We start from the raw sequence: 11,508 nt of genomic DNA, 5'->3' as shown, positions 1-11,508 counted from the left end.
TCGGCACGGCTACCCGCCGCGCCCCCCTGCTTCGCCGCAAGCGGCTACGCGTCCCCCCAATGCTGGGGGGAAATGGTTCTGGCTATTGATCGTTTTCTCACTCAATCCCAAGCATTTGTTGCCGACCCCTCCCCCAGAATTGGGGGAGGCGGGGAGGGGGCTTGCTGCGGTGGCGGGCTGGTAGGCTTCACCATTTTCGGCATCACCCCCACCCAACCCTCCCCCGCTGGGCGGTGGAGGGCTTTCACTGCAACCTCTTGTTCGCCTCACTCTGCCTCTTCGGCTCCCCGAAACCCACGGTTCAGCGCGGCTTGGAATTCTTGGTAGTTGCGGAACCGGCAGCCGCTGGCGTGGTTGTGGCCGCCGCCGCCGAATCGTTCGGCAAGTTGGCGGGCGTTCAGCTTCCCCCCTTCAATCGAGCGAATGGAGCAGCGCACCGCCCAGTCCTCCTGGATTGAGTAAATCAACCCGATAGCGTTGGGCTTATCGTGGCTGTGGTTGCAAAGGAAGTTGCCAAGCTCGGAGCTGAACGCGCTGGAGTTCACCACGCGAATCGTCACGCCATCCACATGGAGGTCCACGGTGTGGTGCATCACTTTGGCGACCTGTGCATCCACCATTTTCACAATCCCCCTCCCTTCCGATAACAACCGCGCCAGCACTCCATCGGGGTTGGCAAGGAACTCGTTCAGAAGGTGCTGCATGGAGTCAACGTAGCCGTCCATCGTGTTCAGCGCGGCATTGATTTCGGCGGAGTTGGGCAACGCCCATTCCCAAATATCTTGGTCGGCAATGTACCGCAGCAGTGCGGGCGTTTCGGTGGCCACCCCCCAGGCGTTGTTGAAGTAGTTCCACACCAGCGTTGCGCCGCTTAGCCCGGGTCCCATTTCAATCACCGCTTCGTCGCAGAATTGAAGCAACTCCTCGCGCTGCTGGCGTGCCGATTCGTGGTGGTCAATGCAAACGGTGCGTGGTTTTTCAGTGGCCAGCTTCTCGGTTGCCCGAAGGTGCTGGATCAGCTGGTCATATTTCACTTTGGAGAAGCTGACATCCAACAGATAGATCTCCTTGACAGGGTGCTTCGGCACGATTTCATGGTGAAGATAGTTGGCGTGGAATGGCTCGTTCCACTCGGTGTTGTAGGTCATCGGGCAGAAGCGGATGTCGGTTCCTTCCAACATCCCATGCTCCGCAAGGCGATGATGCAACGCCGCCGCCGCGCCCGACCCATCGTTGCACGGTGCGTGGTAAAAACAAAGGATTGTGGTCATGGTGATTGAAGTCTGTGGGTTGTGTGTGTGTTCTGAAGTCGTTGTTTGAAAAATATCCCGATTGAATCGGGATTGATAAAAGGTAGCCGTCCCGACCTCCGTCGGGATTGGTAAAAGGTAGCCGAAGGTCTTTAGCCTTCGGCGTCTCATGTTCCCCGAGGCAGGCTAAAGACCTGCCGCTACCCTGACATCCGACCGCTACCCCACTGGTAGCCGTCCCGACCTCCGTCGGGATTGGTAAAAGGTAGCCGAAGGTCTTTAGCCTTCGGTGCTTTAGCCTTCGGTGCCTCATTTCTCCTGAAAGACTGGGCAGGCTAAAGACCTGCCGCTACCCTGACATCCGACCACTACCCCACTGGTAGCCGTCCCGACCTCCGTCGGGATTGGTAAAAGGTCTTTAGCCTTCGGTGCCTCATTTCTCCTGAAAGACTGGGCAGGCTAAAGACCTGCCGCTACCTTGTTCTCCCGTTCCAGCGCGGCAACGATTGCTTGGGCAGCGTGCGCCGATTGCTCCAGGGTGACATCAAGATGGAAGACCGCACGGAGCAGCCCCTTGAACGCGGTCGAAAGCCACACCCCCTCCCCTTTCATCACGTCGGCAAGCCGAAGCAAATCGAAGCCAACCGTTTTGAACACCACGATATTCGTTTCCGGGAAGCGTGGGATTTCAATCATGGGGCTGCGGGAAAGAATCTCTGCAAAGCACGCGGCTTTCTGGTGATCCTCGCGCAGGCGGTCCATCTGGTGGCGCAGCCCGAACAGCCCGCACGCCGCAAGGATTCCGGCTTGCCGCCACCCACCGCCCCAGGCTTTGCGGAACTTCCGCGCCAGCGTCACACGCTTGGCTGTTGAAGCCATCACCGAGCCAATCGGCGCGCCCAATCCCTTCGATAAGCAGACCGAGACGGTGTCGAACTGGGAGGCGTACTGGCGCGGGGAAATTCCGGTGGCCACGCAGGCATTCCAAAGCCGCGCTCCATCCAGATGAAGGCCAATCCCTTTGCCCCGCCCCAGCTCCACAATCTGCCGCAGATGCTCCATCGGGATCACGCTTCCGCCGGCGCGGTTGTGGGTTTGCTCAACGGCAATCACGGTTGTTTGGGGAAGATAGTAGGCATCTTCCCTGATTGCGGCTTCAATGGCGGGAAGCTCCATCCATCCATCATCATCGGGAAGGATGTGAACCTGAACCCCGGAAAGAAGCGCGGGCGCGCCGGTCTCGTAGTTGAAAATGTGGCTTCGCTCGCCAAGCAGGACCTCGTTGCCGGGGTTGGTCAGGACCTTCAAGCAAAGCTGGTTGCCCATCACCCCGGTTGGGACAAACAGCGCGGCTTCGTGCCCCAGCAGGTCGGCAACGTACTCTTCCAACTGGTTCACCGTTGGGTCCTCGGAATAGACATCATCGCCAAGCTGGGCCGACATCATCGCCTCGATCATCCCCGGCGTTGGCTTGGTGACGGTATCGCTGCGGAGGTCTATTGGCCGTTGGGTTGGCTGTTGGGCTGGTGGTTGGGTCATTCGTGGAATGGTTGTGTGTTGGGAACGCATCCCTTTGCTACCGGCCTATCTTCATGGCTTGGGAGCTGGGCTTGCGTTGTTTTCGCAAAAATTTCTTTTCTCACCCTCTTCCATCGGCACTTTCGGTCAGCACGGTTTCCCGCTTCACCGTTCGCAAATTTCAGTTCAAGTGAATCATTACTTGAGCTGTTTTGCCTGACAACTTCAAGATTATTCTTGTTGTTCTGGCCATTATGGGGCAGCATATTGCCTTTGTTGGAAATCCTGTAAGGCCCTGAACTGCTTCAACTCCATGATCCTTGACGTCCGATTCACACCTTCGGCGTTTGCATCCGGCCCCACATTGCGCGATGCCACGGCGGTGGTTATTGACGTGCTGCGTGCCAGCAGCACCATCATCGCGGCACTGATGGCCGGCGCGCGCGAAGTGATCCCCACCGACTCCGTGGAAAACGCCGTGGCAATCGCCCACCGGCTTGGAACCGACCGAACTGTGCTTGCCGGCGAACGGAACTCGCTTCCAATCCCCGGCTTTCAACTTGGCAATTCTCCCGCTTCCTGCAATGCCGCAACCGTTGCGGGGCGGACCGTGGTGATGACCACAACCAACGGAACCCGCGCATTCCAGCAAACCCACGGCGCGCACACCGTGCTTTGCGGCGCATTGCTGAACGCACGCGCCGTTGCCCAACGGATTGCCGCCACCGGAGCGGGCCAACGGGTGGTGATGCTGTGCGCCGGAAGCCACGGAAATTTCTCGATGGATGACGCTCTCGGCGCAGGGGCAATCGTGAACGAGTTGCTGGCGATTGAGGGGTTGAACCCCAAGCCGCTGGACAGCGCGAACGCCGCATTGCAGCTGTTCAAACAGGCCGAACACAACCTGGCCGAAGCATTGCAGCAAGGCGATCACGGAACCCACTTGTTGGCCATTGGATGCCAGGATGACATCCGGTTTTGTGCCCAGCTAAACTTGGATGGCGCGCCGGTTCCCCTTTTCGATGGGTCGCAGCTTCGCATTGCTGCCGATGCCGCCCCGCAATCCCAACTCCGTTTTTGATGTTGCCTTTCCCGACGTAACGATCAAGAAGCCGTATGACAGAGAACACGTTCCCAGAAATCACGCTGACCCGCGTCCGCAACGGGGCCGAACCGCGCAGCGACGCTGGCCAAAACGATGCGGCGGCATCGCCGGCAGCAACCCAACGCCGCAAGCCACGCAGCAAGGCTGCCGCCCCCCCCGCGCCCAAACCTTCGGTTGACCCCGATGAGCGGATGCGGCAAATCACCGCCATTCTGCTGCTGCTTGGGGGGACGCTGCTGATGTTGGCCTTGATTAGCTACACACCGCTGGACCAAGCCAACACCGACATCAGCCCGCGCGAGCTTACCGGGTTATTCACCAACGACCCGAACATCGCCGCCAGGGCCGACACCACGCAAAACTGGCTGGGGTTAATCGGGGCCTATCTTTCCAACGCGCTGATCAACGGGACCATTGGCTACGGGACGCTGGTGCTTCCGCTGTTGATGGGCTTTTGGGGGCTGATGGTCTATCGGGCGCAAGGCTACAACCGCGCCGCCCGCCTGACGGGAACAATCGTGCTGCTTGCAACCATCGCTTCCGGGATTTTTGGAACCATGCAACTGATTGCCTGGATGCCGAACCCCGCGCACGAGTGGAGCGGCGCAATCGGCGCGTTTTTGGGGACGATCCTTTCGGGGCTGATTGGAACCGCTGGCGCAATGCTCTTCTTGCTTGCGGCCCTTTCCGTCACGCTGATTATTTCGTTCAATCTGGACGTTCGCAAAGGGGTTGCGGCGGCAAGAACCTACAGCAACGCCTTGCGGGCAAAGGCCGCCGAAGCACGGCAATCGGTCAGCGCGAAGCTGGGGGAATTATCACGCGAGGAATCTTCGGCAGCCGAACAAACGCCAGCGGCATCGCAAAAGGCCAGCGGCACGAACCACCAGCCCGCCAATGCCGACCGCATTGATGGCGAGCCAGCGCGGATGGTGCGGCGGATGTCCGTCACGCCCGATCCTTCGGAATCGGTCGAGGCTCCGGCGCGGGGGCTGCGAACCTCCACCATCCCCTTCCCCGAACCACGAATTGCGCGCCCGGCTGCGCCACTACCCTCGGCTTCTTCCGCCGCCGCAAAGGGTGAAAGAAATGGCTCAATCCAGAGTGATCCAATCCAACACGAACCCAAAAATTCCACACCCGAAAAAGCAAACGGAGCGCAAACCGCAGCAACGAATCGGGCTGCCAGCGGAAGCGCGATGGACCCCGGCGTTCAGCTTGAGCGAACCCACGTGGTGAAAGGCCCTGAGGAACCAACCGGATATCCAGCAACGATCCCGCCAAGCATGGCGGAGATTGAGGTTGCTCATATCCCAACATCTGCGCCCGCAGCCCCTCCCTCCCCTTCCCCACTGCCAGCATCTTCCCGGGAAACTGCGGCGCAATCGCCCCGGTTGTTGGTCAACGTGCAGGAGCTTGAAATCCCCGACGACCAGGAGGCCGACGACGATGGTGAGTTGCTGGGGGACCTTTCCGACGAACAGATTGACTACCAGCCACCTCCGGTTGAGTTGCTTACCCCACAGCTGGACCAGGCCGACGTGAACGATGAGGAGCTAAAGGAGAACGCCCGCATTCTTCAGGAGAAGTTGGGGACGTTCAACATCCAGATTGAAAACCTGACGGTGACGCCGGGTCCGGTGGTCACCTTGTATGAGTTCGTCCCGGCGGCGGGGATCAAGATTGCCCAGATTGAGTCGCTGGCCGACGACATCGCGCTGGCATTGAAGGCGCGGGGGATTCGGATTATTGCGCCGATTCCTGGGAAGGGGACCGTTGGCGTGGAAATCCCCAACCACAAACCAGCAATGGTGCGGATTCGCGCCGTGCTGAACACCGCTAAATTCCGCGAAGCCGATTTCCGGCTGCCGCTGGCGTTGGGGAAAACCACCATTGGCGAAGTCTTCTGCGACGACCTTGCGAAAATGCCCCACTTGCTGATTGCTGGCGCGACCGGTTCCGGCAAATCGGTTGGCATCAACGCAATCCTTGCATCGCTTCTGTACAAGATGCACCCCGCCGATCTGAAGTTCGCGATCATTGACCCGAAGAAAATCGAGCTTACCCAGTATCGCGCTTTGAAAGATCACTTCCTTGCCACCTCGCCCGACATTGATGAGGACATCGTCACCAACCCGCAAAACGCGGTGATCTTGCTGAAGGCGTTGGAGATGGAGATGGACCGGCGGTACGACATCCTGGCCAAAGGGCGGCAGCGGAACATCCTGGATTACAACCGGAAAGTTGAGGAAGGGCATTACAAGAACGACACCAGTTTCAATCACGCAAAGCTCCCTACATCGTGGTGATTGTGGATGAGCTTGCCGACCTTATGATTACCGCCGCCGGCGAGGTTGAGGAACCGATTGCACGGCTTGCGCAGCTTGCCCGCGCAATCGGCATCCACATGATTGTGGCAACGCAACGCCCGTCGGTGAACGTGATTACCGGAACAATCAAGGCGAATTTCCCGGCGCGCATCGCCTACCAAGTGGCCACCAAAATTGACAGCCGCACCATCCTTGATATGAACGGGGCCGAGCAACTGCTGGGGAACGGCGATATGCTCTACCTCCCCGGCGGAATGCCGAAGCCGGTTCGCCTGCAGAACGCATTTATCTCCACCGAAGAAGTGGAGGCCCTGTGCGACCATATCGGAAACCAGAAAGGGTACTCGAAGCCATATTTGCTGCCGTCGGTGGTGGAGAAGAAAAGCAAGGGCGGGGGCGGAAGCGACAACGAGCGGGATGAGCTATTCGAGGAAGCGGCACGCCTGATTGTGCGCCACCAGCAGGGGTCCGTGTCGCTTATTCAGCGGCGGCTAAAAGTGGGCTACAGCCGCGCTGCACGGCTTGTGGATGAGCTTGAAATGGCGGGAATCGTTGGGCCGTTCGATGGCTCGAAGGCCCGCGCCGTGCTGCTGGAAAGTGAGTCGGAGTTGGAAGCGTATTTGTAGGCTTCGTGCCGAGTTTTCATCAGGTGGGGTTCCCCCCCTCCCCTTCTTTCCGCCTGAACTCTGTCATCGCGCAATCTGCAGCACGCGCTGTTCAACGGGCTGGAATGACTTCATGATGTTGGCGGCGCGAATAACAACATGGGGCTGCTGAACCAGCGGCAGTTCTTGGGGATTGAACGGGCCAACGTGCGTTTCATCGTAGAAATGGATGCGGCGTTCGCGGGTTTCCACCACAAGGCATGGGTTGTTGCCAGAGTCGTCCGGCTGGTAGCGAACCAGCCCATTGCCAAACACAAACGATTCCTGCTGCGGCAATGGAACCACCTTTACCTCAAAGCTGCCATCGGGAACAAGCTGGGCGCAGCAGGAGGTGATGAACTCTGGAGAAACTGCGGTGTCGTCGCGGCTAATAATGGTTAGCGGAGCCTTGCGCCGCAACGCGCGGGAATAACTTACCAGCGAGCAAACGCCGCGAGTGTATTCCATTGCGGTGTCGGTCAGCACCACCCCGTGCAGCGAAAGTATCCGTTTAATTTTCCCTTCTTGATAGAGCGCGGTTAGAATTTCCGGGCGCGGGTTCACCACGAACACCGCCCCTTTGTAGGCAATAATCGCGCCGCTGATCTGGCCATCATCCGAAATAAATACTTCTGCCTGGTGCTTGCGGTCGTACCAAACGTGTTTGCTGAACATAGGTCGCGCGGTAATTGGGATACGTGCTGATGTTGGAAGGAGCGGCATCAACGCCCCGGGAATTATTGTTTATTGGTTATGCGGGCATTTTCCAGGTTCGGGGCATTCGGCAAAAACTTGGAAGGAGTGGTCAACAACCTTCAGCCCTGCCATGTCGGCCACCTGCTTGCGGATGCTAAGAAGCTGCGGGTTCACAAATTCCGAAATATGCCCACACTTCACGCAGATCAAGTGGTCGTGGTGCGGCTCATCGAACCCAATTTCATAGTAGCTTCTATCAGTCCTGAAATTATGTTTGATGATAATTCCAGCCTTCTCCAACAACTCCAGCGTTGAATAGACCGTTGCCCGGCTGATGCGAATTTTATTCATCACCATGTTGGCGTATAATTCATCGGCATTAAAATGCCCGTGGCCAACGCGGTTCAGCACCATCTCCAGCACCTTAAACCGCTCCTCTGTTGAGCGATAATGCTCCTGGGCCAGGAATTTCGTGAAGGTTGCGACGGCCTGTTCTTTTTGCTCATCGGAAAGGATGCGGTCCTCTTCGTGCAATTCCTTCGATTGCACTGCCTCGGGAATCGGCGGCTGTTGTTTTGTTTTCGGCATCTCTATAATTCTCCCACATTGATTTCTTTCGGACGCGCATTGCTATCGGTGCCGCTGCTGCTAAGAACTGCCTGCGGCGGCTGCGGTGCTGCAATTGCCACCGCAGTTGCAGCAGGCCTCATCTCCCTGAACACTTCCTTCCAGCGGCGTAAAATCGAGAAGAAAAATCCGCCAACCATGATAATTACCCCTGCCCAAACAAAGGAGATAAATGGCTTCACAGAAACATCAACCGTTATCACCCGCTTTGTTGGTGGCGGCGGATGCGATGGCGAGCTAAAGACGAACACCGCTTCTGAATTTGAAAGATTTTCCTGGTCGGCTTTTAAGTCGCCAAAGCCAATGGAAATATCGGTGGTTGGGATCAGTGCCGGCAAGTAACGCCCGCCTTCTAAATACCGGGTAGCGGTCAGGAAAAAGCTGCTATCCTTTGTGGTGATCTCAACAATTGCCGACTGCGTCCCTTCCGTTGCGGCTTGGCTCATCTCAAATTTCTCAAAGCGAACCGTGACGCTGGAGTCGAACGGAACCGGGATTTTCTCCCCTTTATGCAACGCTACTGTTGGGTTTCCGCCATCGTTTTCGATTGCCTTTGGGGAGACATAAATATCCTTTGTTGGATAGTATAAAATCCCCGGCTCAAGAAATGCCGATTGGCGTTTGTTGAAATCGCTCCAGAAAATAATTGGTTTTACTTCGTAGGTGCTTCCTTCTTTCACCATCTCTATTTTGTGGGCGTATTTCTCACGGTCGGTTTTATCCAACTCAATCTGCTCCTGGCCCTTGTAGGTCATCTTGTAGCCGAACGCCTCCTTTGTCTCCCCTTCCGGCAATCGGACGTGCTGCGTAACGGAGTAGCGTGCGGTAAAAACAATTCCCAGCATCATTAACGAAACACCTGCGTGGGAAACATAGGCTCCGATAAAACTTTTATTTCCCCGAAGGATTTTCCACCCCATTTCAAGGTTGATGACCAACGCCAGCGTTGCACCAAAACCGAGGGCGATATACACCGGGTCGTGAACCCCCAACAGAATTAATCCGAACGTACCGGCCGAGGCAATAATTGTTGAGAGCGACAAGGCCTTGATGAAGGCTTCTTTGGAAGTATTCTTCCATTTCAGCCCCATTGAGATCGCGTTCAAGAAGACGATGACGAACCCAAACGGAAGCATCAGCATATTGAAGTCGCCGGTTTCGAACGGCTTTTTTGCCAAGCCGAATATCGGGCGAATAATCGGCCAGCTTGTGCCGATTAGGGTGACGATGGAGCAGGCAACCAACACCGCAGAACCCAACGCCAAACCGTTCTCGCGCGACATCAACCTCATCTCGCTAGCAACGCTGGTCAGGTCCCGCCAACGCACTGCCAGCGCAACCACACCGATTCCAAGAAACAGGAAAATGATCCCCAACAGCACGGTATAAACGAACATTCCCGGGGCCACAAAGCTGTGAACCGAGGTGTCGCCAAGCACTCCGGAGCGGGTAAGGAAGGTGGAGTACAGGATAAGCGCGTAGGCAAAAATTGCCAGCACAAAATTTGTGCGAGCCAGCCCGCCAATTGCTGGCTGGCCATTTGGTCCGTTCATTGTTCCGGTGCGTTTTTGCACCAGCATGGTATGGACCAACGCCACGCACACCAGCCACGGAATCAGCGATGAATTCTCCACCGGGTCCCACGCCCAGAAACCGCCCCAGCCCAATGTTTCGTAGGCCCACCAGCCGCCAAGCATAATCCCGAAGCCAAGCACCATCGAGGCAAACAGGGTCCAGGGGAGCGAGACGGTGATCCACCGCTGGAAATCCTTGCGGAACAGCCCGGCAACGGCAAACACAAACGGAACGGACATTGCCGCAAACCCCATGAAGAGAATCGGCGGATGGATGGTGATCCACAGGTTTTCCAGCTGCGGGTTCATCCCTTTTCCGTTGGGCGGAATGTAGCCGGCGGGAACCTCACCCGGGAACGATGCCTGCAACGTCTCGAACGGCGATTGCACCACCAGAATCATCAGCAAACAGACCAGCACCAGGGTGTAGATGGTCATCACCGGGGCTTCGTAGTTCACCCGCTGCGCGTACCCCATCACGAACACCGCAACGATGCAGGTCAGCAGGGTCCAGAGCATGAAGCTCCCTTCCTGGCCAGCATAAAAGGAGGCCATCAGGAGCGGACGGGAAAGGAAGGTTGAGGAATGCTCCCAAACGTAGGTGTAGTGGAACTGGTGGGTGAAGATCAGGAACATCAGCGTGGCCGATGCAAACATGAAGCTGAGCACAGAGGCATGGAAGCCTGCGCGGCCAATCTTCCCAAATCGTTCCTCTCCGTTTTTCCACATCAGCCCGTACGCCACCGTCGAGATTGCAGCGGAGGCAAGCGCAAAGCAGATCGAGAGAGTGCCGATGGTTCCGTTAAAAACTGCGGTATCGTTCATTGGTGGGTTACGCTAAAAGGGGTGTTCACTTAAAGAAAATCTCTTTGCCGTGGAAGTGGTCCGAATGGGCGTGGCCGGCAACGCGGACCTCCTCTTGGCTTCGCAAAGCGTAGTCCAGGCGTTCGCGGTCGAACGGTTCGCCATCGTAGCTAATCTTGACGGCGGTTCCGGTTTTATCGGTCAGGTAAAAGACCACCGCGCCATCGTCGGTTACGGGGCGGTTCATTCCCTTCCCCACCAGCACCACTTTCTTGGATTCATCGTTGATCTTCACCGCTTCGGCAAAGGTCATTTCCGGCACGGTTACCTTCATCACTCCGTAGATAACAACGCCGGTTGCTATCAACAGGAAAAAGGCGATAAAGAAGATTCTGCGTTGCATGAAGATCGGTTATCGGTTCGGGAGAAGAGGAAGGGAATGGCAAGAATTTGCGGCACAGGCCGGCAATTGGCACAAGCGGCTACAGCTGCAGGTCCTTGGAGGTTGCTTCGTACTTGCTTGGGCATTTGGTTAGGATGTTCGTGGCAACGAACTGGCCGTTCTCCACCCTTCCGGTGCAGACGACTTCGGTGGCAATCTCGAAGTTGTTCGGTTTCGCGCCTTCAAACTTCACCGGCATGATGTTTCCGTCCCGGTCCTTCATGGTGAAGGTGAACAGGTTGGTGTTGGCATCATACTCCTGCCCTTTTTCTTTGACCCACACGCCGGCAACTTGCACTTTGCTTCCCGACTCGCTTGCGCGTGGGAAGTTCATGTACTCCACGCCACGGCTTTCAACAACGATAAACGCGGTGACAAGCACGGCAAGGGCGATCACTGCCCCAATGATATACTTTGGTTTCATGGTTGTGGTTCCTCCTGTTCAAGTTTTCGCAGACGGGAATCAATCCGGTTTAGGTAGATCAGCAGCCCGCTTAGGATCAGCAGCGCGATCACCA

General features: G+C 56.9%; 8 protein-coding genes and 1 pseudogene. 2 read left to right on the top strand and 7 right to left on the bottom strand.

The genetic code is table 11. The features are described from left to right. Nucleotides 1–266 precede the first annotated feature (266 nt). Nucleotides 267–1,271: a hypothetical protein gene (locus IPM61_14060; GenBank protein ID MBK8912439.1), complete on the bottom strand. Its 1,005-nt coding sequence runs from the start codon at nt 1,269–1,271 to the stop codon at nt 267–269. A 438-nt stretch (nt 1,272–1,709) separates the two neighbouring features. After that, a complete protein-coding gene (locus tag IPM61_14055) occupies nt 1,710–2,789 on the bottom strand; it encodes an aminotransferase class I/II-fold pyridoxal phosphate-dependent enzyme (GenBank protein ID MBK8912438.1) in 1,080 nt (359 codons plus the stop codon). A 292-nt stretch (nt 2,790–3,081) separates the two neighbouring features. Here IPM61_14055 and IPM61_14050 point away from each other — a divergent pair, with 292 nt between their 5' ends. Both IPM61_14050 and IPM61_14045 read left to right on the top strand, forming a co-directional pair. Beyond that, the gene (locus IPM61_14050; GenBank protein ID MBK8912437.1) at nt 3,082–3,849 is read left to right on the top strand and encodes a 2-phosphosulfolactate phosphatase; all 768 of its coding nucleotides are present in this window, start codon (nt 3,082–3,084) and stop codon (nt 3,847–3,849) included. A gap of 686 nt (nt 3,850–4,535) precedes the next feature. Continuing rightward, a pseudogene (locus IPM61_14045) lies at nt 4,536–6,829 on the top strand (DNA translocase FtsK). A 63-nt stretch (nt 6,830–6,892) separates the two neighbouring features. On the opposite strand, the gene IPM61_14040 reads toward IPM61_14045, so the two are convergent. From IPM61_14040 to IPM61_14020, 5 genes are all read right to left on the bottom strand, one after another. Further along, nucleotides 6,893–7,522 (bottom strand): hypothetical protein, encoded by a 630-nt coding sequence (locus IPM61_14040; protein ID MBK8912436.1) that lies wholly within the window; start codon nt 7,520–7,522, stop codon nt 6,893–6,895. A gap of 69 nt (nt 7,523–7,591) precedes the next feature. Further along, nucleotides 7,592–8,131: a transcriptional repressor gene (locus tag IPM61_14035; GenBank protein ID MBK8912435.1), complete on the bottom strand. Its 540-nt coding sequence runs from the start codon at nt 8,129–8,131 to the stop codon at nt 7,592–7,594. Between the two features lie 2 nt (nt 8,132–8,133). After that, a complete protein-coding gene (ccsA, locus tag IPM61_14030; protein ID MBK8912434.1) occupies nt 8,134–10,569 on the bottom strand; it encodes a cytochrome c biogenesis protein CcsA in 2,436 nt (811 codons plus the stop codon). Nucleotides 10,570–10,594: 25 nt separating this feature from the next. Next, nucleotides 10,595–10,951 carry a hypothetical protein gene (locus IPM61_14025; GenBank protein MBK8912433.1) on the bottom strand — a complete coding sequence of 119 codons (357 nt, stop codon included), beginning with the start codon at nt 10,949–10,951 and terminating at the stop codon, nt 10,595–10,597. 79 nt (nt 10,952–11,030) lie between these two features. Beyond that, on the bottom strand, nt 11,031–11,414 hold the full coding sequence (locus tag IPM61_14020) for a cytochrome c maturation protein CcmE (protein MBK8912432.1): 384 nt from the start codon (nt 11,412–11,414) through the stop codon (nt 11,031–11,033). Between the last annotated feature and the right edge of the window lie 94 nt (nt 11,415–11,508).

The organism is Chlorobiota bacterium, from assembly GCA_016710285.1.
In the GTDB taxonomy this organism is placed as follows: Bacteria; Bacteroidota; Ignavibacteria; order OLB7; family OLB7; genus OLB7.
This window is presented reverse-complemented; position numbering and strand designations above follow the sequence as displayed.

What these genes read in the sequence shown, in the direction of transcription:
- IPM61_14060 (MBK8912439.1), bottom strand. Translation starts at nt 1,271, where the DNA reads ATGACCACAATCCTTTGTTTTTACCACGCACCGTGCAACGATGGGTCG.
- IPM61_14055 (MBK8912438.1), bottom strand. Translation starts at nt 2,789, where the DNA reads ATGACCCAACCACCAGCCCAACAGCCAACCCAACGGCCAATAGACCTC.
- IPM61_14050 (MBK8912437.1), top strand. Translation starts at nt 3,082, where the DNA reads ATGATCCTTGACGTCCGATTCACACCTTCGGCGTTTGCATCCGGCCCC.
- IPM61_14040 (MBK8912436.1), bottom strand. Translation starts at nt 7,522, where the DNA reads ATGTTCAGCAAACACGTTTGGTACGACCGCAAGCACCAGGCAGAAGTA.
- IPM61_14035 (MBK8912435.1), bottom strand. Translation starts at nt 8,131, where the DNA reads ATGCCGAAAACAAAACAACAGCCGCCGATTCCCGAGGCAGTGCAATCG.
- ccsA (MBK8912434.1), bottom strand. Translation starts at nt 10,569, where the DNA reads ATGAACGATACCGCAGTTTTTAACGGAACCATCGGCACTCTCTCGATC.
- IPM61_14025 (MBK8912433.1), bottom strand. Translation starts at nt 10,951, where the DNA reads ATGCAACGCAGAATCTTCTTTATCGCCTTTTTCCTGTTGATAGCAACC.
- IPM61_14020 (MBK8912432.1), bottom strand. Translation starts at nt 11,414, where the DNA reads ATGAAACCAAAGTATATCATTGGGGCAGTGATCGCCCTTGCCGTGCTT.